Below are 26613 nucleotides of genomic sequence, written 5' to 3'. Positions count from 1 at the left end.
CCCCGCGACGGAGGGGGAAACTGCCAGCTTGGTCGAGGGGACGTCACCTCCCGGTCATAAAGCACTGGCATAATGGCCAACGTTTTGGCCGAAGGAAGCAGGGATGAATGACTGACCAATTAATGCACGACGACGGGGGCGGCCGTGAGCGCCCACGCAAGAAGCGCCGCGCCGGCCGGGTCTTTCTGGCGTCGCTGCTCATCCTCGTGCTGGCAGCCGGCGGCCTGGCCGCAGGGTATGTGTGGCGGCTCGCCAACAGCTTTGACACCAAGTCTCAGACGATTGAGTCAGCGTTCCCGACGGAGTCCCGCCCGGAACGGCAGGCTGAAAGTCAGGACGCCGTGAACTACCTCGTCATCGGTTCCGATGCGCGCGGCGGCAGTGGCGAGAACGAGGACTTGGCCGGTGTTCCCAATGGGGCCCGGGCTGACACCATGATGCTGGTCAACGTGCCAGGTGATCGCGAATCCATCAATGTCATGTCCATCATGCGTGACACGTGGGTGGAGATCCCGGGCCAAGGCGAGCACAAGATTAACGCGGCCCTGGCCTTCGGCGGCGTTCCACTGCTGGTGCAAACGGTCGAATCCTTGCTGGACGTCCCGGTGGATCATGTGGCGTTTATCGACTTCGAGGGCTTTCGGGGGCTGACCGACGCCCTGGGCGGCGTGGAGGTCAACAATCCCCGCGAGTTCACCACCGCGCCTCCTGACCCCCAACACTATGAGGCGGGCACGATCACCCTCAGCGGCGAGCGCGCCCTGCGATTCGTCCGCGAGCGGAAGGCGTTCTCCGACGGCGACTACACGCGAGTCGCCAACCAGCAGCTGTTCCTGAAGTCGGTGATGGCCGGCTTCCTGAAGCAGGAGACGCTGACTAACCCGGGCCGCATTGCGGACATTGTGGACGAGTTTTCGCCCTACGTGACCGTGGATGAGGACCTCAGCGCCTTCGAGCTGGGCCAGCTGGGCCTGAGCCTCCGCAACGTCCGCAGCTCGGACGTGTATACGTATACCTTGCCGACGCTCGGAACGGGCCGCTCGGCCGACGGGCAATCCATCGTTCTGCTGGATGAGGCGGGCACGCAGGCGGTCTCCCAAGCCTTGAAAAACGACTCGTTCACGTCTTATATCCAGTCTCAAGGGGAATGACGCGCAGTGTTTCGCTAGGGTAGGCCATTAGTGAATTTGTTGGGCGGGAAAGCAAACGGAGTGCGAGTGACTACACGCATGACACGCTGTGCCGCTGCCACGGCGGCGGGCGCCGTCGTCGTCGTTGGATTTTTCGGGGGTACGACGGCGTCGGCTGCCGTCAACGCTGACCCGCAGCCCGCGCCGGGAGCGGGCGGTTGGACCGCGAGGACCACGACCGTGCCGGACTCGGACATTAGCGACGGACTGATCGAGTTGGCCAGCCCGTCGCCTTCAGCGGAGTCAACGAGCGCCCCCTCGCCTCGGCCGTCCCCGACGCCGGAAGCAACGGCCGTGGAATCAGAATCGCGGACGTCCTCCCAAGCGTCGCCGGCTCCCGTGACAGACGACGATCCGGCGCCCCAGCAAGAAGCGCAGCTAGACCCCCCACAGGACTCCGGCGGCTACACGGTGGACCCGGCCACCGGTTATTACGTGCACCCACGCACCGGATACCTGATCGTTCCCTCGACGGGTCACATGGTGCTGCCGGGCTCCTTGGCGGATTCGGGGTACGTCTACAGCTTCACCACGGGCCGGGTGCTGTATGCGGACCCGGCGACCGCCAGTTCAAGCGGGGTATCGACCTCTGCGTCGAGTGCGGAGGGGAGTAGCACCGCGAGCGCGTCCGTTGACGCCTCGCCCTCAAGCGGTCGGTCTAGCGAGGAGGCCTTGGCCAGCGCGTCATCCGCCGCGGCCGGCGCGAGTCAACCATCCGGCGCAGCAACAGAACCCGGCACGAAGACGGTCGCCGACGTGGAGCAGGCCGCCAGCACTAGCAATCAGCTGTGGGTCAACGCCCTGGTCTTCGTCGGTGTCCTCGCCGCCGCCGTCGTGTACTACCTCAAAGTCATCCGCCGGCCCAAGAAAGCCCACCACTGACGGATGAAGGAACAGTTGAAGCACCTCGCGATTATCCACCGGAACTGGCGCGAAGACCCGGTGGGCTTCGTCTACCGCGTCTTTAATCGACGCGCTGGCAGTGTCTCGCGCGGTGCCCTCGCTGTCGTTGACCGCCTGCTCAGTGTCCGGCCCTCCTCGCGGACGGCGGCGCTGAGCGCCTTGGTGCTCGAGGAAAGCGAAACGTTGACCTTTCGCCTGAACGAGGCGCTCGAACGGGCGCCGCACGGCAAGCGGGCACAGTACTTTGCCGATGTGGCACTCCACGCCCAACTGCCGGGGCTGTCGGGCGAATTCGCCGCCCGGATTGGCGGACGGCAGGGCACGGCTCGCACTCTGGCGAATTTGGACTTCTATCAGGGCCGGTTAGAGGAAGCCATCGAGCGCCTCGCGAGCGCCGAGACCCCGCACCGGCGCATGCTGGAACGGATGCGGGGCGAGCGCGCCGTGTTCCACGACTGGGTACCGCGGCTCCGCGCCGTCTCGGACTACAGGCCGGCAGAAGCCACGGTGCTCCACCTGCTTACTAACTCGGTGCCCTACACCTCCACGGGGTACACGTATCGGTCCCAGTCATTGCTCGGCGCTCAGGCAGCCGAGGGGTGGGACGTTCACGCGGTGACGCGACGCGGATATCCCGAGTCGATCGGAGTCCTCGATGCCCCGGAGTCGGAGACCGTGGACGGGGTCGTTTATCACCGGCTCCCGGCCGCTGCCGTGCCCCCGGGTCTGGACGCGCGCCTGCAGCGCGAGGCGGAAGAGCTGCTATCCCTCGCGCTGCGGCTTCGCCCGGCCGTGCTCCACACCACCACGCACTTCGTCAATGGGCTTGTGGTGCGAGCGGTGGCGGAGGCGCTGGGCATCCCGTGGGTGTACGAAGTGCGCGGCCAGTTGGCGGATACGTGGGCCTCCAAACACGGCACGACGGCGACCAGCACGGAACGCTATCAGCGGTTCGTCGCTCGTGAGGCCGAGGTTCAGCGGTCGGCGGCAGCCGTGTTTACCTTGGGGCGGGCCATGCGGGAACGCATCATTCGCAGCGGGACGCCGGAAGAGCGGGTGTTCATCTTGCCCAATGGCGTCGGCAGCGCGTACCTTGAGCCGCCGCTGGAACACGCCAAGGCTAAGGCCGCCGTGCACCTGGATAGCGATCGCCTCCACATTGGCACCGTCTCCTCCTTGGTGGACTATGAGGGTCTCGACGATTTGCTGACGGCCTACGCGCAGATTGCCGCGGAGCGGCGGGACGTCGAACTGGTGATCGTGGGAGACGGTGCCGCGATGCCGCGATTGAGGGCCCACGCGATCTCGCTCGGGCTGGAGCCAGCGGCCATTTTCCGAGGGCGGGTGCCAGCACGCGAGGCTCCGCTGTGGCACCGAGCTTTGGACGTATTCGTGGTCCCGCGGAAGGACTTCCAGGTCACGCGCACGGTCACGCCGCTGAAACCGGTTGAGGCCATGGCCTCGGAACGCCCCGTCGTCGTGGCTGACCTGCCCGCCCTGACGGAACTGGTGCGGCCGGGGGAGAGCGGCTTGGCCGTGCCGCCGGAGGATCCCGCGGCGCTCGCGACGGCGCTACGGCAGCTGCTGGAGGACAAGGAACTCCGCATGAGCATGGGCCGCCACGGCCGTCGGGAGGTGCTCACGCACCGGACCTGGCCGCGCAACGCGCAGATCAGTATCGAGGCCTACCAGCTGGCGATGAGTGGTCGCAGTACGGTAGTGACCGTGGAAGAGGAAACTGCATGAGTGAAGCCAAACAGGCGGCTCGGCCCCAGCAGGAACCGGTCGTCGTTAACGTCAGTGGCCTCACCGAACGCGGCGCACGGTCCTCTTTCAGCGACTACCTTCTCAAGGTCTGGGACGCCCGCAGCTTCGTGTTTCACGAGGCGCGTACTAGTGTTCAAGGTGAAGGGCGCGAGATGATTCTCGGTCATCTCTGGCTCATCCTGAACCCCATTTTGGATGGCATCCTCTACTACGCCCTCTTTGCGTTGATCCTGCAACTCGACAAGGGCATTGACAACTTCGTAGCGTACCTTTTGATCGGGATTTTCATGTACCGCATGAGCGCCCGGTGTGTTACGAACGCGGCGAAGTCTTACGTCAAAGATAATAAACTCGTTGATGCGGCCGGGCTCCCGCCCGTCGTTGTCCCGATCGTTTCCAACCTGAGAGTTTGGCTTAGCGGTCTCCCCGGATATCTAGTGTTGGTCCTCCTGATCGTGCTGATCCCTCCCGTTGAAGAGTTCACCGCATTGGCCTTTGGAGCATTGCTTATCGTTCCGCTCCAGATGTTCATGAACCTTGGGATGTCCTTGCTAGCAGCGCACTGGGTCGGGATCATTCCCGATTTAGACAACCTGCTGCGTATCGCGATGCGAGCTTGGATGTTCGGTTCGGGCGTTATGTTTGAAATTAGCCGCATCGAGAATTTAGGACCAGCTTTCGAGTTCATTTCATACTGGAATCCACTTCGCTGGGTGTTGGAACTGACCCGCGATCTTTTGATCTACGCAACGTGGCCACCTGCCGATGGCTGGATTGTGCTTGGGCTGTGGGGATTGATCCCAACTCTGCTCGGCGCATTTCTGATCTGGCACCGTGGCGGCCGCTACCGAAAGGACCGGGCAAGCGTTGACTGACCAGACGCCGATTCATCCGCACCTCGTGCTCCACAACGTGGCCGCTACCCACACTTATGGCAGCGGTAAGACTGCCCTCGAGGTGCATCTCGGACCGCTCAGTGTGGCACTTTTTCCGGGCGAAACGGTCGGTATCATTGGCAATCGCCAAGACGGCGTTGACTTGCTGATTGACCTCATCGTCGGCAGCGTCGGGGCCGCCAGCGGTCGAGTCTTTAGCCGCCACGACGTCGTCGTCCTCACCGGAGCCAACACGTTCGATCCGCAAGAATCACTGCGGTTCAACCTCACGTCCATGGGTATGGCGTACAAAATCAGCGGCCGAGCCCTGAAGCGGATGATCGAATCCGTGGCCATCGACGCCGATGTGACTGATCTGCTCGGCATGACCGTCGGCAATGTGGAGGAGGATGTGGTTCAGCGGGCGCGCCTCCATATGGGCCTCGCATTGCAGCGACCGGTGATGGTTCTGCACCCGGCCTCGGCGTTCTTCGAGGCCATTGATGATGAGTACGGTGCAGCGCACCTCGATGCGTTTCGGGAGAGCGGCGGATCTGTGGTGATGACGGCCCCGGAGGCGCGTGTTCTGATGAACCGTCCCGATCGGATCCTCTGGATGGAAGACGGCCAGCTGGTCGGCGAGGCCGATCCGGGTCGAATGCGGAAGATGAAGGCCGCCCTCGTCAAGGCCCAGCGCGCTCAGGACGAGGCAGAGATCAGGCGCATCCACCGGGTGCGGAAGAACCAAATCCCGCCTCGACGGATCGTTCTTCACGGGGCGGACTGAACGTGGCGTTGAGCAAGAGGAGGCCGCCACGGTCCGCCGCCGACACGAGCCCCGCGGCTCGCGCACGGCGTTATGCGCACATGCGCGAGTACCAGCGGTTTGCGGATGAGCCGCAGGAGCTGCTGGCCCATGTGGCCAGCACCGATGCAGAATTGCAGAGTTCGCGACGTGAAGTCGCGCGCCTGAACCATGAGCTCGCGTCGGTGCGCCGCACGTTGGCCGCTGCAGTGGCGCGGCGTGACCGCCTCAATGAGTTGTACGTCAGGCAGGCCGAACGGGCCGAACGTTTCAAGCACGCCCACGCGCGACTGCTGAAGAATCCTGCCGTCCGGCTGATTCATCTCGGCGGCAAGGTTGGAAAGGTTCTCCGCCGACTCACCTCCACTACCTGGGGTCCCCGAGATCGTGGAGTGCAGCAGAGTAGCCGCCCCCCACGTCACGGGCCGGCAGCGGACGCACGTCAAGTTCCAACGACTGCCCCCATGGGTGGAGCGGATCTTTCCGCTCTGCCACCTCTGGGGGCGCACCCGGCCTATCATCCGGTTCCGGACCGGGTCCTCGTCGTCCGCGACGCATCCCAAAGCACCTTCGCGCAGCGGGAGCTGACCGATGAGCTCATCGAAGAAACTCTCAGCGACACCGCGCGGCGGTTAGATTGGCTCGGAGCGGACGTCGTTGTCCACCAGGCACCGGCCCTGCCTGAAAGCCCCGCGTTGGGGTGGCAGGTCGTGGCCGACGCGCTCGGGCGGGCACTCATGACGCATCGTCCCGCGACGGTTCACCTCGCCGTGACTGACCCGATGGTGAGGGTGGCGGCTGAGGTTGCCGCGAGGCGTTTTAATGTCCCGGCGGTTGCGGATCCTGCCGTGGACCCCGCCGCGCCCGTCGTCGTCGAAACGCGACGCTACTTCCCGCAGCGCCGCGATCGGGACCTTGTCCGCGCGGTGCGTGCACACCTCAAACTGGAGCCGGACGACGTCGTTGTGCTGGTGCCAGCACCGGAGCACCTAGCGAGTGCCGTCCCTCTGGCTCGGCGAATCCTCGCCTCAGCCGGCGATGCTGCCGCGGTCAAGGTGATCTTGTTCTGCGACACCCAGCCGGTTGCCGACGCGCTCATGCAAGAACTCGCGACGGCCGGGCTGGGCGAGCAAACCGTGGCACTGTCCCGGGGCGGATCGGGGCATTCAGTTCATGGCACCTTCGATCGACTTCTCTCGTTGGCGGACATTCTGCTCTGGGACACGGCTGAGGCCGATGCACCGCTGGACGCCGTGCGGGTTCGGGCCGAGGCCATGGGTGTCCTCGCCGTCGACTCGGCGTCCGTCGATGAGCTGCGGCGTTGGGTTCAAGATGCGCCAGGCCGAGCTGACGCGGCGAGACGCGTGCGCCGCCACGTCGTGGAAAAGTACAGCCTGCAGGAGCGCGCAGATCAACTGTGGGCACGGCACCGATCGTTGGCTTCGGGGTCCACCGCAACCCGGTTGCCGCGGTTGAGTGACGTGCGAATTGGGCTGATTGCCGACGAATTCACGGCTGCCGCACTCGCGGGGGAAGCCACCCTTATTCCGTTGACGCCGGAAAACTGGGGGACGGTTCTCGAGGAGGAAGCGCTGGACGCCCTGATCGTTGAATCGGCGTGGGCTGGCAACGGCGGTGCGTGGACGCGCGGCGTTGGGCACTACAGCGATGCCGAGAGCGAGCCATTACGCCACCTGGTCCTAGCGTGCCGGGAACGGTTGATTCCGACGATTTTCTGGAACAAGGAAGATCCCGTCCACACCGACCGCTTTATCGAGAACGCGCTCCTCTTTGATGTCGTCGCGACGACCGATGCGGACTGCCTCCCGACCTACCTGCAGCACATCGGGGAGGGAGTTATGGTCATTTCAGCGCCCTTCTTCGCCCAGCCCCGGCTGCACCACCCCGTCTCCGCAGAGACGCACCCGGCGCGGCTGGACACGGAGTACGACGGCGAAGCGGCAGCACCGGAGCTCGTGTCCTATGCGGGAACGTACTATGGGGACCGCTATCCGGAGCGCTCGGCCGAACTGGAGATGCTCTTGGACGCAGCCGGCGGTGACCTAGCGATCTACGATCGTCAGCTCACCGTTCAGAACAGTCCCTACCGATTCCCGGAGCACGTCGCGTCATCGGTTAAGGCAGGCCTGACGTATCCGGCGACCCTCGAGGCGTACCGGGCGCACGCGATTCATCTCAACGTCAACTCTGTGTCCACGTCCCCGACGATGTTCTCCCGGCGAGTTGCGGAAATCGCTGCGTGTGGGACTCCCGTGATCAGCGGGCGGGGGCAAGCGGTCACGGGCCTGTTTGGCGACCTGGTGCCCCAACCGACCAGTCGTGAAGAGGCCCGCGAACTCATCGATTATTGGCGTGATCATCCGGCCGAGCGCCGCCGGGACGGGTGGCGCTTGGCGCGGCACGTCTACCGCAGTCACTTGGCGAGCCACCGCTTGGTCATCATGCTCCGCACGGCTGGCGTTGGCGTCGAGGGAGCCTCGCTGCCCGCATATCAGCTCGAGCTCGACCACGCGACGGAGGCCGTGGCGCAGACTGTGCTGGCGCAGACGCACCGGCCGCAGAGTGTCCTTGTGCGTGCCGAGAACAAACAGGCGGTGGGCGACTTCGAGGCCGCGAAGGCAACTCTTCGAAGTGCGGGGGTAGGCGTCATCCAGGAGCCAGATCCCGAGTTGGCTACCGCCGTCTTCACGTGTCAGGAGGGTGGAACCGATGAATTGCTGTTGGCGCCCACGCTGGCCGAAGACCTCGCACGGCTGTGGTGGATTGGGCAGCAACTGTGGCCAGCAGCGGCCCCCATTGCGGCAACCGTAGGCCCCGACGTTTCCCCTGAGACTGACCAGACATGTGGCCGACCGGCGATCCGTGCGGTGGATCAGAAAGTACCAGCTTTCTGGTTTGGGGAGGCTCCTGTGCCTGGTGATTCCGCGGTAGAGCTGCCACGGGATCTGCTGCGCACCGAGGGGGCGCCGTCAGTGTCCCGAAGCCATGGGCGCCCGTCTTTGTTGATCGCAGGACATGACCTGAAGTTTGCAGATGGCCTCGTCCACGAGCTGGAGGTGGCCGGGTGGAACGTTCAGAGAGACGCCTGGGGCGACCATGAGGAACACGACGTCGAACAGAGCGAGCACCTCCTCCGCCAAGCCGACGTGGTGTGGTGTGAATGGGCTCTGGGCAACGCTGCGTGGTACGCCCGACACGTGGAGCCGCATCAGCGGCTCATCGTTCGCTTTCATTCGCAGGAGCTCTTCACGCCGTACCTTCGCGACGTGGATCTCTCGCGGGTAGACCGGTGGATCTTCGTCGGCGGGCACGTGCGGGACGCCGCATGCATCACCTACGGGTTGGACAGAGCCGCCACAACGGTCGTCCCGAATGCCGTCGCCCCCGCGCTCTTCGACTTGCCCAAGAATATGGAAGCACGATTCACACTAGGTCTCGTTGGCATGGTGCCTTCCCAGAAACACCTCGACCGCGCACTGGACCTCCTGGCCATTCTGCGAGCCCACGATGAACGATTCCACCTCGTCGTCAAGGGCAAACTGCCGGAGGAGTACCCGTGGATCATGCGCCAGGAGGACCAGCGGCAATACTTCGAGCGTCAATTTGAACGGTGCACAAGCGACCCGCTGCTGGCCGGAGCTGTCGACTTCGCGGGCTTTGGCATGGACATGACCGACTTTTACGGACGCATTGGTGTGGCCTTGTCCATGAGCGACTTCGAGTCGTTCCACCTGACACTGGCCGACGGGGCGGCCTCCGGCGCGCTACCCATGTCGCTGTCCTGGCCGGGCGTTGAGGACATTTACCCGGGGGAATGGGTGTACGACGACGTTGCTGCCATGGCAGCGGATCTCCTGTCCTGCGCGGATAACCCACCGTTATTCACAAGGCGCGGGGCCGCCTCTCGGGAAGTGGCACGGCAGTTTAGCCGCAGCGTCGTGATGCATTCCCTGATGAACGAGTTGGATCCCTCCTGAACGAGCGGTAAATGCGGGTTAAATGTCTGGATCCGCAGCGGTGTGCCTAGGTTAGAACACGTGGAGCAGGTGCCATATGCTGAAGAGTATGTGCACTCTCCTCGTGACCGGTGGCGCCGGCTTTATCGGATCGAACTTTGTCCACTTTGTCGTAGCGAACACCGACTATGACGTGGTGGTCCTCGACAAGCTGACCTACGCAGGCCATCGCGAATCTCTGGCGGGTTTGCCGGAGGAGAGGGTGCGCCTCGTCGAAGGCGACATCGCCGATGCCACGCTGGTTGACGCATTGGTCCAGGATGTGGACGCGGTGGTGCACTACGCCGCCGAGTCACACAACGATAATTCGCTCAATGATCCGTCGCCGTTCGTTCAGACGAACATCATCGGGACGTTCGTCCTGTTGGAAGCAGTCCGCAAGTACGGGACGCGCTTCCACCACATCTCCACCGACGAGGTCTACGGCGACCTGGAGCTCGATGACCCGGCGAAGTTCACGCCGGAGACCCCGTACAACCCGTCAAGCCCCTACTCGTCCACGAAGGCGGGAAGCGATCACTTGGTGCGGGCCTGGGTACGCTCGTTCGGCGTGAACGCCACCCTCTCCAACTGTTCCAACAACTACGGTCCGCGCCAGCACGTCGAGAAGTTCATCCCGCGCCAGATCACTAACGTGATCGACGGGGTCCGCCCGCGCCTGTACGGCAAGGGAGAGAATGTTCGCGACTGGATCCATGCGGACGATCACTCGTCCGCGGTGCTGGCCATTCTCGAACGCGGTCAGGCCGGTCAGACGTACCTGATTGGTGCCGACGGCGAGAAGAACAACCTCCAGGTGGTGCGGGCCATCCTGACGCAGATGGGCCAAGACTCCGACGCGTTTGACCACGTGAAGGATCGCCCGGGGCATGACATGCGCTACGCCATCGACGCGACCCGCTTGCGGGAGGAACTCGGCTGGGAGCCGAAGTACACCGACTTCGAGGCTGGATTGTCAGCCACGATCACGTGGTACCGCGAAAACGAGTCGTGGTGGCGCGCCCAGAAGGCCGCGGCTGAAGCCAAGTATGCGAAGACGGGGCACTAAGCTATGGCCAAGCTGCAGACTGGTAAAGCACTGAACATCCGTGAGACGCCGATTCCCGGGTTCAAGGTCATCGACCTGCCTGTCCACGGCGATAACCGCGGCTGGTTCAAGGAGAACTGGCAGCGCGAAAAAATGGCGGCACTGGGCTTGCCGGATTTCGGGCCGGTCCAGAACAACATCTCCTTTAACGCGACGGTGGGCGTCACGCGAGGAATTCACGCTGAGCCATGGGACAAGTACATTTCGGTAGCCACGGGACGAGTCTTTGGTGCCTGGGTGGACCTTCGCGAAGGCCCCTCGTTCGGCGCAACCTACTACTGCGAAATTGACCCGTCGGTGGCCGTGTTCGTGCCCCGCGGCGTGGGTAACGCATTTCAGGCACTCGAAGAAAACACGGCCTACACGTACTTGGTTAACGACCACTGGTCGGCCGAGGCGCAGAGTGACTACACGTTCCTGAACCTAGCGGACGAGACCGCGGACATCCCGTGGCCCATCCCGCTCAGCGAAGGCGAACTGTCGACGAAAGACGAAACGCACCCTCGGCTAGCCGAGGTTGAACCGATGAAGCCGAAGCGCACCTTGGTTGTTGGCGCCAACGGGCAGCTGGGCCGGGCTCTGGCCCAGCTCTGGGAGGATCGGGACGACGTCGACTATGTGGCCCGAGATCAGGTGGATCTGGCTCGCCCCGTAACCCTCGAATCCGTGAGCTGGTCTCAGTATGGGACGGTCATTAATGCGGCCGCCTATACGGCCGTCGACGGTGCAGAGACCCCCGAAGGCCGCGCGGAGGCTTGGGCCGTGAATGCAGCGGGACCTGCCGCGCTGGCGCGCATCGCGACTCAGCACGGTCTGTGCTTAGTTCACGTGTCGAGTGACTATGTCTTTGACGGTGAGCGTGAATCGCACGATGAGCTTGAGGATTTCGCGCCGTTGGGGGTCTACGGGCAGTCGAAAGCTGCAGGGGACCTGGCGGTGGCAACGACCCCGGCGCACTATATTCTGCGCACGTCGTGGGTTGTCGGCGACGGTAAGAATTTTGTGACGACGATGGCGACGCTAGCCGAAAAGGGGATAGACCCTACGGTAGTGGCCGATCAGTTCGGCCGATTGACCTTCGCAAGCGAGTTGGCTCGTGCCGTCGACCACTTGTTGCGCTCTACTGCTGATTATGGCGCCTACAACATGAGCAATGGTGGCGAAGTGGCCAGCTGGGCAGACATCGCCGCGCGTGTCTTTAAGCTGTCGGGCCATGATCCTGCGCGCGTGAGCCCAGTGAGCACTGAAGAGTACTATGCAGGCAAGATGGGAATCGCACCACGGCCACTGAACAGTGCGCTGGATCTCGCCAAAGTGAAAAGCACGGGATTCGCCCCCGAGGACCAGTTCGTGGCCCTAGCACGGTACGTCAGCTCACTCTCGTCGTAGTTGCGGTCCGCGTTGCGCACTTTCGAACAGAATAGGGGAACATGTCTCTGCTGGTGGTGATGGCGCATTTCGATTTCGAACGCCGCCTCCGGGAACACACGCTCCGCACGTTGGAGGCACTTTCGGCGGATTCCGATCGCGTCGTCGTTGTGTCGACGTCCGGGCTTCGGGAGCAGGACCTTGCTCGACTTCCCCCGCGGGTGGAGTTTATTGCTCGAGCAAATTATGGATACGACTTTTATAGCTACAAGTGGGCTCTTGATGCCGTCGGCAATTTCGGCGATTTCGATCGTCTGGTGATTTGTAACGATAGCTTCGTGGGTCCACTGGTGCCGTTGCGGGATGTTGTAGACAGTACTCAGGCGCGCTCGTGTGACCTGATGGGCATGACCTATTCGCACCATCACGGCGGACACGTCCAGAGCTTCTTCATGTCAGTCAATTCGCACGTTGCCCGTTCACGGGCGTTTCGGCGTTTTTGGCAGGACATGGAGCCGGTGACCAACCGAATGGACGTAATTCACAAGTATGAGATCGGCTTTTCGCGAGCCATAGAAAATGCGGGATTCACCCTTGGCTCGTACTTCCAACCAAGCGAAGAGGAGGAAGTTCTAGCTCAAGATCGCTATCTCTGGTTCCGCGAACACCGCATCGATGCAACCTACCCTGACAAGGTCCTAGCTGAACTACACCCCTTCGTTCCGGGGTCCAAACCGTGGAATCCGGCGGTGGCCTATGCCGATCGCGTGCTTGACAACAATCGCTTGCCCCTGCTCAAATTCGACACATTGCGTTTCGACCCCTATGAATTGGGGTCTCGGCGTCTGTTGACTGCGTGCGAGGAGCGGAAGCCTGAGGCCTTTCGTGGGGTATCAAGCTTCTTGGAAGCGACGAAAAGTCGATATCCGTTTCGTCGCGGCGAAGTTAATCGGCCTGCATCGGAAGAAAAACAGCAGAGCCAGGCGGTGGGCTATCTCCTTGATCGTGCCACGACACGGAACGAGGGATGCTGATGAGCCGAAAAATGATGACTGGCCTCGGGCTGGCTGCCGCCTGCGTCGTGGTTTTGACGTGGTTATTTGGTCTGGGCGTGGGCCTGATCGCCATCTCAGCTGTTGCTGCCGCGGGCGTCGCGAACAGCATCAGCGGCAGTCAGGGAACTCGGCGGTATATATCGGACCTCAGCCGCAAATTGGAGCGCCGTATCGCCACGTTGGCTGGCCGCAAGCGCAAGCAAGGACCGAGCCAGAGTCATCGCCGTTGGGTGCGCCTGCCTCTATTTGTTGCGCTGGGAATCGTTGCCGGCACCATTGTTTTCGTGATTTTGGGATGGTTGATCTGGGCAACACTCTGCGTATTCCTCGTGGTGTTCGAGTGCATCCTTCTGCAGAAAGTCGGATGGTCGGTAACGCGGCAGGATCTCGTGCGCATGGCTCGCAGGCTAGACAAACAACTTGATGCAGGTGCCAGTGGTTCGGGCTCGCGTGCCGTAGCATCCGCCGTTGATGCCGAACCTGACACCGGTGGTACGGGGAACGTTGCGGACCTGCGCCCGGAAAGCGTCCTCGCACCTTACCTAGTTAGCGGAGACAGGTCGGATCCCGAGCTAGATCCGGAGCTGTTTACCCACCACGTGAGCGTCGAAGTGGTCGATGACCTGATCAGTCAGGTCCGGGATCACCACCAGGGTATGCTTGCGGCTCACGAGCCCCTTCAAGGACATGAAACCGAGCAAATTGCCGCGCACCGTCAAGAGGCGTTGAATCGCTCGCTCGCTCATTTCGACGAGCGCGTCGCTTTGGGGCAGGGTCCGCTGATATCCATCGTGCTGCCTACGTGGAATCGCGCGCGAACCCTGAGGTCCTCGATTCGCTCGGTCCTGAACCAGTCGTACACGCAGTGGGAATTGCTGGTCGCTGATGACGGTTCCATCGATGACACCGAACATGTCGTGGCTGCACAAGCGGAACGCGATCGCCGAATTCGGCATCTCAAACTGGACCATCGTGGCGTCAGTTCAGCCCGGAACGCGGCACTCGCTGCTGCTCGGGGTGCCTATGTTGCCTTCTTAGATTCAGATAAGGAGTGGGACCCGGAGTTTTTGAGGAGCACGACGGCGGTGCTCGTCACAGAGCGGCGCCGAGCCGTATTTGCCACGTGCGAGGTCACGATGGGCCGTGATCGACGGCTGATGTCAGTCGAGCCAACCGAGAAGTCGCTGCGAATCGGCAACTCGGTGGACCAGACGGCACTCGTCGTCGAACGCGCACTACTCAAGGAGATCGGCGGCTTCGACGAGTCCCTCAAGCGTGCCGTGGACTATGACCTCATTTACCGGATTGCAGATCGCACACGGTTGTGGCACGTACCTATGATTGGCGTCCGTTACAGCGAGGACGATGCGGATCCGAATCGGATTAGCGAATTTGAATCCAAGACATGGAATTTCCACGTCGGGGACCAGCACGCGTGGCGTGTCTATGAAGGTGAAGAACAGCCTGGCCTGACGCGTGACCTGACCTCGGTCATTATCGATGACGTCGTTCGCGCTGAAGACGCCGTGAGCATCATTAAAGGTTTGAGCGAGGCCGCGGCGGAGACGCGTCTCGAGTTTCTACTCATTCCTCGGTCTTCTGACCCACTCCTGCTGGCCCGCCTGAACCTTTTGCGTCAGAGCAGTTTTTCAGTGCGCGTTGTTCCCGTGGGCCTCCGCGGAGATCGACCGAGCTACATTAATTCGGCTGTGCGTCTGGCCCGGGGCCAATGGACATTGCTGTGGGAAGCTAACCTCCGGTGGTATGGCGGCAAACTCTCCACACTGATCTGTGAGCTCGCGTCCTCCTCTGTGGTGCATCCCGTCGTCTTAAGTGCGACACGCTTGATTCGTGATGCGGGCATCGTCTACCCCGGGCACGGCATCGACCCGGTCCGGTTCCTGGCCCGCCTCCCGAGTGACGCCGTGACGCATCTGGGCACCCTGACGGTTCCATCGGCGCCACTGCCACTTCTGGCTCGCACAGAAGACCTGTGCCGAGTCCATGGTATGACCACGATGCTCGGCGCGCTCTGGGTTGACGTTGATTTAGCGCAAAAGCTTGCCAAGGCCCTCGGGCGTCCGGTGCGCACAGTACCAGCTGCGCAGGTTCAGGCGGTCGGCGAATCGAGGTTCGTCAACGGTCGTGCCTACCCGGAGGACGCGCGCGTCTTTGGGGAACTCTGGCCTGTGTCCCCGGACGGAACACTAGAAGCGATGTCTGAAGCGCGGGTTCACGCGTCTTTTACCGGCTTCAAGGCAGCATCAGTGGATGGGGACCCAGATCGGCGGACGGGTGCCTCGTGGCTACCTGGTGTCGTCGCCCGCGACCGGTCACGGCGTCTCCGGTGGGCGATCAGGACGGCCGCTCCAGCGAGCGATATGGCTCGAAGCTGGGGCGACTACCATTACGCGCAGTCTCTCGCTGAAGCGTTGCGGCGCCAAGACCAGCTAGTCAACGTTGACTACCAGGACAATATGTGGCGTTCCACCACGGGGTTTGAGGATGTTGTCCTCAATCTTCGTGGCTTGAGAGAAGTGCCAATACCGGCCGATGCAACGAGTCTGATGTGGGTTATTAGCCACCCCGAACTCGTTTCGCCGAAGGAATTGGGTCTCTATGATTTGGTCTATGCGGCCAGCCACGAGTGGTCCGGTCGTGTTCGGGAGCAATGGGGCCGTCAGGTGTTCCCGTTGTTGCAGTGCACGGATCAACATCGTTTCTACCCGAAAGGGGACAGGGCGCCTGAGGTAGAGAGCAAAATCCTCATGGTCGGCAATTCGCGCAAGCAATACCGGCCTGCAGCATGGCACGCGGCCAATGCCGGTCTGCCGGTCAAGATTTGGGGTGCTGACTGGGAGGACCGCGTAGCACCGGAGTACATCGCGGGCCAAGGCCTACCGAACCATGAACTGAGGAGATATTACGCTGGAGCCGCGTGGGTCTTGAATGATCACTGGCCGGACATGCGCGACGAGGGGTTTATCTCGAACAGGATCTTTGACGTTCTTGCCTCAGGTGGTCGGCTGATCACGGATCATGTTCACGGATTGGAAAAGACCTTCGGGCACCGTCTGGCGACTTTCCAGTCGCCAGCTGAGCTACTGTCGACCCTGCATCAGGACGCGGAGAGTTTGTATCCCGAAAACGTTCGGCAAGAACTTGCTGAACTGGTCCTGCGTGAGCACACTTTTGATGTCCGCGCCCGGCGCTTGGTGGAGGACGTGTTGACGCATCGGGCACGTCAGCCGGACTCCTGACGTGCCGTATTTGATCGGCCACAGAGAATGAATGGTGATAAATGAGCAAGAACCCTCACGGCTATTATCGGATTGACTTCGTGCGTTCCGTGGCTTCTGGATGGGCGGCGCACGCAGAGGCCGTGGAGGTCATGTATGAAGGTCGGAAAATTGCGCGCGTCGTGCCCAAAGGTCGTGATGAGAAGCTCGTGGCACAAGTGCCCGCTGCAAGAGCTTTCGAGCTTGTCCTGCCTCGTCGATTCCCAGCCTTGGACGTCGTCGCTGAAAAGCTGCGGTTTGTCGCCGTCAGGGAGCGGATTCGTAGGAACTTGACGCCTACGGATGGCTTCCGTGCCGTTATGACGGACCGCGCACGTCAAGAATTGGATTCGAAAGCCCCAACAACCGGAAAGCCGGGTGGCGGTTCGTACCCCTTGCGGGTTCCAAATCCAGATCCCACGGAATTCTCTCCGATCTATCTGCCGGTTGGATTCTCCGCAGACCCAGCGATTCTGGGCTACGACGGCATGATGTTCCTGGCCGGGGGATCCAACAGCCTGCTGGACCAATATGCGATGCCCGGGCCGAAGGCAGCACGACTAGCCGTACAATGGGAAGAGCTGATTCGCTCGCGAGCTGAGCGGTGTGAAGAGCTTGGAGTTCAGTACATTCAGACGATCTTGCCTGAGAAGCTGTCTGTACTTCGGGCTTGGGCACCTATGCAGATCGACGGTCCAACACCTCTGTACCGTCGGGTTAATCGCCGCGTCGCCCGTGAGCCGTGGTGGGTGAATAGTTATCCGCTGTTGGACAATATGAAGGCTAAGCAGCGCGCGTTCTTTAAGACCGACACTCACTTGTCACCGATCGGTACACGTCGCGTAGCCGCTAATCTTTTTGCGCCCATTGACAACGGACTGCGCGGGCATGTTAACCGTGTCAAGCTGAGTTCGACTCTCGCGCGCCGGGGTGACTTGGGAAAGTACTTTGGTACTCAACCGTTCTACGAGCGTTTTCCAATAGCTGTCGATGCAGACTTTGGCGACGCCGCGCGGGGCGTTGACAGAACAGGGTACGGTGCCGCTGAGAACGGACGACATCGAGGCTTGTGGTTCGACTTTGAGAATTCCGCAGCACCGAGCTCACGAAGTGTGTTGGTTTTTGGTAGCTCGTCGTTTGGCCCAGGCGATTATTCCGAACATTTGGGCTGGTGGGCCAAGCATCTCTTTTCCCGTTACAAGATGAGATGGCAGTCTGAGTTCGACTGGGAGCTGATTGAGCGCGAACGCCCCGATGTCGTGATCGGACAGACCATTGAACGCTTCATGCCTGAGGTCCCCACCAGCTAGCAAACAACCATTCAATATGTTCTGGCTGGACCTGATGGCCCAGCCAGAACAATCTCGAGCCTATTGGAAATCTGTTGGCAAGATTCCGCGCTCAATCAGAAGGTTTTCAACCTCATCGACGCACTCAGCCAACGGGCGCCCGGTCGTGTCTATGCGCAGATCAGCGTCCAGTGGTTCCTCGTAGGGGCTGCTGATGCCCGTGAAGCTCGGGATTAGACCCTCTCGAGCCTTTGCGTAGAGACCCTTGCGGTCACGGCGCTCACACTCCTCAAGAGGCGTCGCGACGTGGATGAGCACGAATGTACCGCCAGCGTCACTGACCATCTCGCGTACGTCCTGGCGCGTGCCTGCGAACGGAGCGATGGGGGAGCAGACGGCAAGGCCGCCGTGACGGGTGATTTCGGCTCCGACCCACCCGATGCGACGAATGTTGCGTTCACGATCCTCCTTGCTGAAGGTCAGGCCTGCTGAGAGATTCCGACGAACGATGTCACCGTCCAAGGTCGTCACGGAGCGTGTCCCGTTCTCAACGATCCTCTCGACGAGAGCACGTGCGATAGTGGACTTTCCGCTTCCCGAAAGGCCCGTGAAGAGGGCAACAGTTCCGGGGAGCCCCGAATCAGTGGGCAGGTGATAGGCCGCAGCAACACGGTCCGGGATAGTCGCATCAGTCTCAGGCAAAGAAACGACTTCACATTCACGTAAGTGATCATTGAGCAAAGTCTGGGTAAATTCTGAGTCGTCCCAGACCAAGGGAAGCCAATATACACCGACATTCGTCAGGCCTCGGGTTGCTTCTAGAGCCGCTCGAACAAGACCATCCGTGTTTGAGCCGCCGGCAACAACGAAAAGATTGAGTGGGGCTTGGGACGATGCCGTACGCAGGTAATCGATCGTTGCTTCACTGAGAAGACCGGTCACGAACGCGGTTCGGGTCCCGGTGAATGACTCACGTGGTGAACGGTACGCCAAGAGGCGCTCGAAGGGCCGCGAGCTGTGCTGGCTTAGGGCCCGAAAGCGCGGCAAATCTGGGGATAGGCGAGCCACAGGGACGCCCTCAGCATCAACCACCGTGACATCGGAAATACTGATCTCGAGTGCCTCGCTGACGCGGGTCAGGGCATCTTCGAAGCAGTTCTGGTTTAGCCACCCGGAGGCGAGCGCCTCGATGTAGCCCATTGTGCGGGGTGAGGGATTGATGGTGTCAACAGTCACGGCCCGAGTATCCATGATGACTCTGTTACTACGCAAAAAGTGAAGTGCGCGGTGTATTGCCTAGGTGCTGCAGGGGGGTCGGGTAGGGTGAAAGGGATGTCGCCATGCTGCGATACAACTGCACGTGTAAATCGAACGGACGACAGGAGACCTGGTCTTGACCACGCACCAGGATTACCGTCTCAGCCATCTCGACGAGTTGGAGGCGGAGTCAATTCATATCTTCCGGGAGGTGGCGGCTGAATTCGAGAAACCCGTCATCATGTTCTCGGGAGGTAAAGACTCGATCGTGATGCTGCGCTTGGCGCAGAAGGCCTTTTACCCAGCCAAGGTGCCCTTCCCGGTATTGCAGGTCGATACCGGCTATGACTTTCCTGAAGTATTGGCCACGCGGGATCGATGGGTGGAAGCGCTCGGCTCACAGCTGATTGTTGCATCCGTTGAAGACGCCATCCGGGACGGTGTGGTGACGGACGACGGAAAGACTAGCCGTAACCGCCTGCAGATTGGTACCCTGCTCAACGCCATTGATGAGAACGGCTTTACCGCAGCCTTCGGTGGCGGCCGCCGTGACGAGGAAAAGGCGCGCGCGAAGGAACGTGTCTACTCGCACCGCGATGAGTTCGGACAGTGGGATCCGAAGAACCAGCGTCCCGAACTGTGGAGCTTGTACAACGGACAACTGCACGAGGGCGAGCACATGCGTGTCTTCCCGCTCTCGAACTGGACCGAGCTGGACATCTGGCACTATATCCGCAGTGAGCAGATCGAAATTCCGTCGATCTACTTTAGCCACCGCCGGCGCGTTTTTGAGCGCGACGGAATGTTGCTGTCAGAGAGTGAGTATAACCCGCTCCGTGAGGGCGAAGTCGTTGACGAGCGCACGGTTCGCTTCCGTACCGCAGGGGATCTGACGCTCACGGGCTGTGTCGAGTCCGAGGCAGACACACTGGACGCCATCATTGATGAAATCTCGATCGCTAAGCTGACCGAACGCGGCGCTACTCGCGGTGACGACAAGTTCTCCGAGGCCGCCATGGAGGACCGGAAGAAGCTGGGGTACTTCTAACAATGGATATGCTACGTTTTGCCACCGCTGGTTCGGTGGACGATGGTAAGTCGACCCTGATTGGTCGCTTGCTGATGGATTCGAAGGCGATTTTCGAGGACCAGCTGGAGCAGGTCGAGTCCACGTCGAAGAGCAAGGGCTTTGACTACACCGACCTGTCTCTCTTTACTGACGGACTTAGGTCTGAGCGCGAGCAGGGCATCACGATTGATGTTGCCTACCGCTACTTCGCCACCCCGCGCCGCAAGTTCATTATCGCGGATACCCCTGGCCACGTTCAGTACACCCGCAACATGGTCACCGGTGCTTCGACGTCGGATATGGGCTTGGTGCTCGTTGATGCCCGCAACGGCCTCACCGAGCAGTCACGCCGTCACGCCGTCCTGCTCTCGCTCTTGCGCGTTCCACACATCACGCTTGCGGTCAACAAGATGGACTTGGTCGACTTCTCCGAGGACGTCTTCCGCAAGATTCAGGAAGAGTTTGTCGCCTTCTCGTCCAAGCTGGAAATCAATGACCTAGAGATCATTCCGATCTCGGCGCTGCAGGGCGACAACGTGGTGACCCGTTCCGAGAACATGCCGTGGTACGAGGGCCCGTCGCTCATGTATCACCTGGAGAACGTTCAGATCGCCGCTGATCGCGATCTTCGCGATGTGCGCTTCCCCGTGCAGTACGTGATTCGCCCACATTCGGATGAGTTCCACGACTACCGCGGCTACGCGGGTCAGGTCGCGGGCGGCATCCTGAAGAAGGGCGACGAGGTGATTGTTCAGCCGAGCGGCATGACCACACGGATTGCGGGCATTGATCGCTTCGATCAGGAGATCGACGAAGCCTTCCCACCGATGTCAGTCACTGTGCGTCTGGAAGACGACGTCGACGTCTCGCGAGGTGACATGATCACGCGCGTCAACAACCAGGCGGAGGCCACTCAGGATCTTGACGCACTGGTGACGTGGATGACCACAACCCCGCTTAAGCCGAAACAGAAGCTGAAGATCAAGCACACGACGAACGTCGTCCGTGCGGTGACGAAAGAGATCCAGTACCAGCTGGACGTTAATTCGCTGCACCGAAATCAGGAAGCCGAAGAGCTGAAGCTCAATGAGATCGGCCGTGTGAAGTTCCGTACGACTCAGCCGCTGATGCTAGACGCCTACGAGCGCAACCGCGTGACGGGCAGTTTCGTCATCATTGATGAAGCGACCGGAAACACTGTCGGCGCCGGCACGATTGTCTGATCATGGCAGTTAAGTCGGACGCTGACCTTGCAGTAGAAATTGCCGAGGGCGCCGGCCAGGTCCTCCTCGCTGTCCGTGATGAGCTCATCGCGAATGGCGAGGAGGACCAGCGAGCCATCGCGAAGGCCGGAGATGCCAAGGCGCAGGAGTTTATCGCGGCCAAACTTCGGGAAGAGCGCCCGGAAGATGCAGTTCTTTCTGAGGAAGCCAGGGATGACAAGGCGCGGCTGACTGCTGCGCGGGTTTGGATTGTTGATCCGCTCGACGGTACTAAGGAGTTCTCGCAGGGTCGTCATGACTGGGCAGTCCACATCGCCTTGTGGGCAGACGGAGATTTGGCATTGGGCGTCGTGGCTCTCCCGGGATTGGGGCAAGTGCTCAGCTCCGCGAAGCCACTAGCATTGCCAGCCCGAGCTGCTGATGAGGCACTTCGCTTCGCAGTTTCACGTTCGCACCCGTCGCCTCTGATTCGCTCCGTGATTGATGGAGCTCAGGGCCAGGATGTACCGATGGGTTCGGCAGGATACAAGGTTTGTTCGGTTTTGCGCGGCGAGACCGATGCCTATGTCCATGCGGGCGGCCAGTTTGAATGGGATTCGGCTGCGCCGATTGCGATCGCCAGGGCGGCTGGTCTGTTTACCAGCCGTCTGGATGGGTCGGCGATGGTCTACAACCAAGACGATGTTTATCTTCCAGACCTGATTGTTTGCCATCATCAGGACCGGCAAGCGATCACCGACTCGGTAGTGAAGGCACTCGCCCTGAACGGTTAGTGGCGTTGGTGTGGGGTGGGCCCGAACGGGCTCACCCCATGCCGTGTGGAACGAGCCTGGTTCGAAGAGAGGACGACTGCGTGCTGGATCACGCCTTTTATCGGAATACCTATCCCGATGTTTCGGAACTAAGGGATTCTCAGCTTGAGCAGCACTGGCAGGAACACGGCCAGGCTGAAGGACGTGCATCAAATAGGAATGAACTCCTCCGATCACTGGGAGTGTTAGGGAGCAGCCTTCCCGACGACTTCGACTGGCACGAGTACATTGCGATTAATCCCGGCCTCGCAGGACATACGTGGACCGGAGTCAGCGCTGCAGAACACTTTGTGACTAAGGGGCGCCATGAAGGCAGGCATTATCTGCTGACACAACTCCTAAAATCCAAGGGACTTGAGTGGGGGAATCTTCCTGAAGATTTCTCTTGGGAGGGCTACCTTCAGCTCAATCCCGACGTACGCGATGCGGGATTCCGGACGCGCGAGCTAGCGATTGCACATTATCTGGAATACGGAGTCGGCCGCAGTCACCGTATGTATCGCATCGATGCTGACTTTTATGCCAACTACTATCTCCGCAAAGTCCCATCTGACGATGGCAGATTTGAGGCGAGTCACTGGAGGAAGAACGGCCAAGAACTCGGCTGGTTTCCCACGGTGGCGGACTGGCTGGCGTCCTTCAATCTCGATGCACGCGCCTTACAGCCGCTACCCAACTTTGATCTCGTACGGGAGTTTAACTCCCTTCCAGAATTTGGTTATCACGAGTTTGAAGCCCTGATTCGGGGTTTCGATTCTTCAGTCACTCAGCTTTATCGTGAGGTTGCAGCAAATGCTCAGTTCTGGCGCGCACTCGCGGACTGGGCAGCACTGCAGGGCGATGAGGAGTTATCGGAGCAGTACGCAAGTCGGTCACTGGAGTTTGAGGATTCTCCGGTAGCCCACCAGCAATTGGGCGACGCTGCGGTGAGGCAGAACAGATCACGTGCTGCCATTCAGAACTATGACCGCGCCATAAGCGCTGGCAGCTTGTCAGTGTGGCCGCTGGCTCACAATGTGCGGCTGAAGACTGAGCTGAAAGATCTTGAGGGCGCCTTCGATGACGCGCTTCGCCTCATGGAGGAGCATCCGGGCTCGCCGGTTGCCGCGAACACAGTGTCTCGGCTGGGCTATGAACTGTGGGCTGAGTGTGAGCGTGGTCTGGAACAGCTCGTTGTTCGTGGGCGACGACGCGATGTCATTGCAGCGATTGAAGGAGTTGTCGAGCAACAGGCGTTTCTGCGGACGCAGTGGGTGAGTCAGGGTGTCTGGGCGTTGCCGCCGGTGAAGATTCGCCGCGACAAGGTTCTCATTGTCGCCGACATGGGCCTTCCACAGACGCTTCGTTACCGGGTTCACCAAAAGCGAGAGCAGCTTGAAAGCCAGGGCTATTCCGTTCGCTGTGTAGATTGGCGCGAAGCCACTGAAGCACACAAGCATCTGCCTTGGTACGACGTCGTGATCGTCTACCGTGCACCGGCGTGGCCCGACGTGGTGAAGCTCATCACAGATGCGCGGGCTGCCGGCAAGGTCACGTTCTACGAGATCGATGACATGATCTTCGACGTCGAGTTTCCTCCGCCCCTGGCTGAGTACGCCGGCCTCGTGGATCTACGCGAATATAGTTCACTAGTAACAGGTATGGCTGCCTACCGTGCCGCAGCTCAGCTCTGTGACTACGCCATTTCTTCGACCCAACCGTTGGTAGACAGACTCAGCGAGCTGGTGGCTACTGGCCAGACGTACTTGCATCGAAATGGGCTGGACTCGCACAATCCCGAATCAGTCAGCCAGCCGGTCAAGAACGCGGCAGCGCCGGTGAACATTTTCTATGGATCCGGGACGAAGGCCCATAATTCCGACTTCATCGATCTCGTTGTTCCTGCATTAAGCCGGCTCTTGAGCGAGAATCCCAAAGTCAATTTCGTTGCGGTGGGTCACTTACAGTTGCCCGAGCAATTTCTAACGCAGCATGCCAACCAAGTCCGGCGATTGCCTTTGACGAAGTCGATCAGTGACTACATGGAGCTCTTGAAAGCCGCAGACATTAATGTCGCCGTCTTGAAGTCTGATGCTCTCACTGATGGCAAGAGCGAACTGAAGTGGTTCGAAGCCGCCAACTTCGGCATTCCGTCCGTTGTCAGTAACACAGCCAACTACCTTGACGTAATCAACGACGGGAATGACGGATTGATCGCACGTACACCAGATGAGTGGTACGAGGCATTGCGCTCCCTTGTTGAGGACCCTGAACGCCGTCATCAGATGGGAGAAAACGCTCGCCAGCGGGTCCTGAGGGATTACAGCATCGAATCGCTCGGTGAGAATATTGCTCAGATCATCGACGCCGCATGTGACGATTTTGAACAGCGACGAGCACCCGCTGAACCCGAAGTCCTTAGTACAGGAGTAGGTGACGAGGAATGAGCAAGCCCAAGCTCGCCATCGTTAATGTTTTCTTTCCGCCGCAATCTATTGGCGGCGCGACACGCGTCGTTGCTGACAATGTGCGGGTCTTGGAAGATAGATACGGTCATGAGTTTGACTTGGTGTTTTACACCTCGGACGAGGGGGATACCCCCGCCCACGAACTCGAAATTTATACTTACAATGGACGTCGGGTGTACCGGGCGGGCATCGTCCGGCGTATCAACATGGACTGGCATCCGTTTGATCCAGAATCGGGACGTCTGTTTGAGAAGTTTCTCGAGCACGAGCAGCCCGATCTCATTCATTTCCATTGCATCCAGCGCTTGACCTCTTCCATCGTGGAGGTCACTGCAGCCTACGGGATTCCATACTTCATCACGGTCCACGATGCCTGGTGGATCTCGGATCATCAGTTCCTCGTGGACCAATACGGGACGGTTCATCCATACGGGCACGCTGACCCTTATTCGCCGCTGCCACTTCCCAACGGCGTGACAGCCGAGGAGTCTGAGACTCGCCGTCAAGCGTTGGCTGAACTCATGCTCGGTGCAGATGAGCTGTTGACGGTTTCTGAGTCATTTGCTGAGTTGTATCGGATTAATGGATTTCCAGACATCAAAGTTGCTATGAACGGCATCCAGACTGAAGGGTGGCGAGAACGGACGGAGTCTTTCGATGGCCGGGTACGTCTCGGCCATATCGGCGGGATGGCTCCGCACAAGGGATTCACCTTGCTGAAGGCAATCCTGCAGCAGGAGCGGTTCGACAATCTGTCACTGACGGTGACTGACCTCTCAAAGCCACACGGCTACGAACAGCACACGACGTGGGGAAATACGCCCGTGACCGTGGTGGGAAAGTATCCTCAGCAGTTCGTGCCAGACCTCTATGCACGGCTTGATGTGCTCCTAGCACCGTCCACATGGCCGGAGAGTTTTGGCCTCGTTACTCGAGAGGCAGCCGCCGCTGGATGCTGGGTCGTGGCCTCTGACATCGGTGGAATCGGCGAGCAGGTCGTTGAGGACCGCACCGGCTACCTGGTCCACCCAAACGACCGGACCAGTTTGGTCTCAGCCCTTCGAAAAATCGATGCAGATCCGGAACGCTTCTGTTCGCGACCAGAGCCGACCCTGATCCGTAGCGTCGAAGAGCAAGTCGATGAGCTCGTGCTACTGTACCGAAACAGTCTCTCGAAAGCCCGAATAGACGCTGATGTGCGCGGAATGAATGCAGAAGTGCCTCAGCAATTGCGAGGCGAGTCCGATGAGACTTCAAAGCCGGCATCGGTCAAAAGAAAATTCTCTGTCGTGAATAAAAAGCGTGTAAAGGAAACGAATGCCTAAGTTCGTCATTGGCATCGGATCTCAAAGAGCGGGATCCACTTTGCTGCATCGAATCCTCGATGAGTGTACTCCTGTCATGATGCATCCTGTCAAAGAACTGCATTACTTTGATACCCTGCACGGGATCAGAGCACCCAAGGTATTGACTGATTTCTCTCAGCGGCAGCTCGATCGCGAATTCGCGAGACTGGCCAGCGCCGAGGGTCCCGAGAAGATTGGCCGACGGGTTGGATGCTATTTGAACACCAACTGGATGCTGTACTCTAGGCCGGTCCATGAGATTAATTACCACTCTTTATTTAAGCCGTTTCTGGGCAGAGAATTTGTCGGTGAGACAACTCCGGAATATATGCTCCTTTCTGATGAGCAAATCGCAGAAATGAGGTCGGTGGTTGGCGCGGAAGCGAGGATTATTCTCGTAACTCGTCATCCATTGGAACGCTTCCTCTCAGCATACAAGCTTCTCAAGGTTTATGGTGGTGGGGAAGTTGATAAAGAGCGATTCTCAGACGACCTAGCAGAGACTTTAGAAACGATGCCATCGTGGATAGAGCAACAGATCGCGCTCAACGATTATGTTGGCGCCGAGAAGCGTTTCCGCAAGCATTTCGATAATGTTCTCGTTCTTTCCTATGAAGAAATGACGTCGAATCTTCGCCACGTCGTGGCGGGCGTTGCTGAATTCATTGGTGTCGAAGTTGACCTCGATAAGGCCGAATCATTCTCCAGTCAGCGAGTGAACTCAATTGGTGAGACGGGATCGGTTGCGCCTGACGTTCTAGAAAAAGTCAGAGCTCGACTTGGTCTAAGCAGCAAATCCTGAATC

Annotated in this window: 18 protein-coding genes; 17 read left to right on the top strand and 1 reads right to left on the bottom strand. The window is 60.2% G+C overall.

The features are described 5' to 3' along the window. Nucleotides 1-107 precede the first annotated feature (107 nt). From IW252_RS01645 to IW252_RS01595, 11 genes are all read left to right on the top strand, one after another. Nucleotides 108-1151 (top strand): LCP family protein, encoded by a 1044-nt coding sequence (locus IW252_RS01645; RefSeq protein ID WP_231365864.1) that lies wholly within the window; start codon nt 108-110, stop codon nt 1149-1151. Nucleotides 1152-1229: 78 nt separating this feature from the next. Then, on the top strand, nt 1230-2072 hold the full coding sequence (locus tag IW252_RS01640) for an OCRE domain-containing protein (RefSeq protein WP_196834980.1): 843 nt from the start codon (nt 1230-1232) through the stop codon (nt 2070-2072). A gap of 3 nt (nt 2073-2075) precedes the next feature. Further along, nucleotides 2076-3839, top strand: a complete 1764-nt coding sequence (locus IW252_RS01635) for a glycosyltransferase family 4 protein (RefSeq protein WP_196834979.1) — start codon at nt 2076-2078, stop codon at nt 3837-3839. Next, on the top strand, nt 3836-4735 hold the full coding sequence (locus tag IW252_RS01630) for an ABC transporter permease (protein ID WP_196834978.1): 900 nt from the start codon (nt 3836-3838) through the stop codon (nt 4733-4735). The genes IW252_RS01635 and IW252_RS01630 overlap by 4 nt, the downstream gene beginning before the upstream one ends. Then, nucleotides 4728-5522, top strand: coding sequence for a hypothetical protein (locus IW252_RS01625; protein ID WP_196834977.1), 795 nt, complete (start codon nt 4728-4730; stop codon nt 5520-5522). Before IW252_RS01630 ends, IW252_RS01625 begins: the two co-directional genes overlap by 8 nt. Nucleotides 5523-5602: 80 nt before the next feature. After that, on the top strand, nt 5603-9538 hold the full coding sequence (locus IW252_RS01620) for a glycosyltransferase family protein (RefSeq protein WP_196834976.1): 3936 nt from the start codon (nt 5603-5605) through the stop codon (nt 9536-9538). 88 nt (nt 9539-9626) lie between these two features. Beyond that, a complete protein-coding gene (gene rfbB / locus IW252_RS01615) occupies nt 9627-10625 on the top strand; it encodes a dTDP-glucose 4,6-dehydratase (RefSeq protein WP_196834975.1) in 999 nt (332 codons plus the stop codon). A 3-nt stretch (nt 10626-10628) separates the two neighbouring features. After that, entirely contained in the window at nt 10629-12053 is a 1425-nt protein-coding gene (locus IW252_RS01610; RefSeq protein WP_196834974.1) for a sugar nucleotide-binding protein, read from the top strand. A gap of 41 nt (nt 12054-12094) precedes the next feature. Then, complete coding sequence (locus tag IW252_RS01605) at nt 12095-13066, top strand: rhamnan synthesis F family protein (protein WP_196834973.1); 972 nt, start codon at nt 12095-12097, stop codon at nt 13064-13066. Then, a complete protein-coding gene (locus IW252_RS01600) occupies nt 13066-16347 on the top strand; it encodes a glycosyltransferase (RefSeq protein ID WP_196834972.1) in 3282 nt (1093 codons plus the stop codon). The genes IW252_RS01605 and IW252_RS01600 overlap by 1 nt, the downstream gene beginning before the upstream one ends. A 41-nt stretch (nt 16348-16388) precedes the next feature. Next, complete coding sequence (locus IW252_RS01595; protein ID WP_196834971.1) at nt 16389-17675, top strand: alginate O-acetyltransferase AlgX-related protein; 1287 nt, start codon at nt 16389-16391, stop codon at nt 17673-17675. A gap of 60 nt (nt 17676-17735) precedes the next feature. Here the strand turns inward: IW252_RS01595 and cysC are convergent, their stop codons facing one another. Then, nucleotides 17736-18890 carry an adenylyl-sulfate kinase gene (cysC, locus tag IW252_RS01590; protein WP_331271396.1) on the bottom strand — a complete coding sequence of 385 codons (1155 nt, stop codon included), beginning with the start codon at nt 18888-18890 and terminating at the stop codon, nt 17736-17738. Nucleotides 18891-19047: 157 nt separating this feature from the next. Between cysC and cysD the strand changes: the two genes are divergently transcribed. From cysD to IW252_RS01560, 6 genes are all read left to right on the top strand, one after another. Then, a complete protein-coding gene (gene cysD, locus IW252_RS01585; RefSeq protein WP_196834969.1) occupies nt 19048-19959 on the top strand; it encodes a sulfate adenylyltransferase subunit CysD in 912 nt (303 codons plus the stop codon). Nucleotides 19960-19961: 2 nt separating this feature from the next. Then, entirely contained in the window at nt 19962-21203 is a 1242-nt protein-coding gene (locus tag IW252_RS01580) for a sulfate adenylyltransferase subunit 1 (RefSeq protein WP_196834968.1), read from the top strand. Between the two features lie 2 nt (nt 21204-21205). Continuing rightward, complete coding sequence (locus IW252_RS01575) at nt 21206-21976, top strand: 3'(2'),5'-bisphosphate nucleotidase CysQ (RefSeq protein ID WP_196834967.1); 771 nt, start codon at nt 21206-21208, stop codon at nt 21974-21976. 80 nt (nt 21977-22056) lie between these two features. Continuing rightward, entirely contained in the window at nt 22057-24441 is a 2385-nt protein-coding gene (locus IW252_RS01570; protein WP_196834966.1) for a glycosyltransferase family protein, read from the top strand. Beyond that, nucleotides 24438-25787, top strand: coding sequence for a glycosyltransferase family 4 protein (locus IW252_RS01565; RefSeq protein ID WP_196834965.1), 1350 nt, complete (start codon nt 24438-24440; stop codon nt 25785-25787). The genes IW252_RS01570 and IW252_RS01565 overlap by 4 nt, the downstream gene beginning before the upstream one ends. After that, on the top strand, nt 25780-26610 hold the full coding sequence (locus tag IW252_RS01560) for a sulfotransferase (protein ID WP_196834964.1): 831 nt from the start codon (nt 25780-25782) through the stop codon (nt 26608-26610). The genes IW252_RS01565 and IW252_RS01560 overlap by 8 nt, the downstream gene beginning before the upstream one ends. Nucleotides 26611-26613 lie beyond the last annotated feature (3 nt).

This window comes from Zhihengliuella flava (genome assembly GCF_015751895.1).
Classification (GTDB): domain Bacteria; phylum Actinomycetota; class Actinomycetes; order Actinomycetales; family Micrococcaceae; genus Zhihengliuella; species Zhihengliuella flava.
Note: the sequence above shows the minus strand (reverse complement) of the source record. Positions and strands in the feature narration are given on the sequence as shown.

Bases quoted from the DNA above. Each gene is read 5' to 3' on its own strand.
- IW252_RS01575 (WP_196834967.1), top strand. From the start codon at position 21,206: ATGGCAGTTAAGTCGGACGCTGACCTTGCAGTAGAAATTGCCGAGGGC.
- IW252_RS01605 (WP_196834973.1), top strand. From the start codon at position 12,095: ATGTCTCTGCTGGTGGTGATGGCGCATTTCGATTTCGAACGCCGCCTC.
- IW252_RS01565 (WP_196834965.1), top strand. From the start codon at position 24,438: ATGAGCAAGCCCAAGCTCGCCATCGTTAATGTTTTCTTTCCGCCGCAA.
- IW252_RS01560 (WP_196834964.1), top strand. From the start codon at position 25,780: ATGCCTAAGTTCGTCATTGGCATCGGATCTCAAAGAGCGGGATCCACT.
- IW252_RS01580 (WP_196834968.1), top strand. From the start codon at position 19,962: ATGGATATGCTACGTTTTGCCACCGCTGGTTCGGTGGACGATGGTAAG.
- IW252_RS01630 (WP_196834978.1), top strand. From the start codon at position 3,836: ATGAGTGAAGCCAAACAGGCGGCTCGGCCCCAGCAGGAACCGGTCGTC.
- IW252_RS01620 (WP_196834976.1), top strand. From the start codon at position 5,603: ATGCGCGAGTACCAGCGGTTTGCGGATGAGCCGCAGGAGCTGCTGGCC.
- IW252_RS01640 (WP_196834980.1), top strand. From the start codon at position 1,230: ATGACACGCTGTGCCGCTGCCACGGCGGCGGGCGCCGTCGTCGTCGTT.
- IW252_RS01645 (WP_231365864.1), top strand. From the start codon at position 108: ATGACTGACCAATTAATGCACGACGACGGGGGCGGCCGTGAGCGCCCA.
- IW252_RS01635 (WP_196834979.1), top strand. From the start codon at position 2,076: ATGAAGGAACAGTTGAAGCACCTCGCGATTATCCACCGGAACTGGCGC.
- IW252_RS01595 (WP_196834971.1), top strand. From the start codon at position 16,389: ATGAGCAAGAACCCTCACGGCTATTATCGGATTGACTTCGTGCGTTCC.
- rfbB (WP_196834975.1), top strand. From the start codon at position 9,627: ATGTGCACTCTCCTCGTGACCGGTGGCGCCGGCTTTATCGGATCGAAC.
- IW252_RS01600 (WP_196834972.1), top strand. From the start codon at position 13,066: ATGAGCCGAAAAATGATGACTGGCCTCGGGCTGGCTGCCGCCTGCGTC.
- IW252_RS01610 (WP_196834974.1), top strand. From the start codon at position 10,629: ATGGCCAAGCTGCAGACTGGTAAAGCACTGAACATCCGTGAGACGCCG.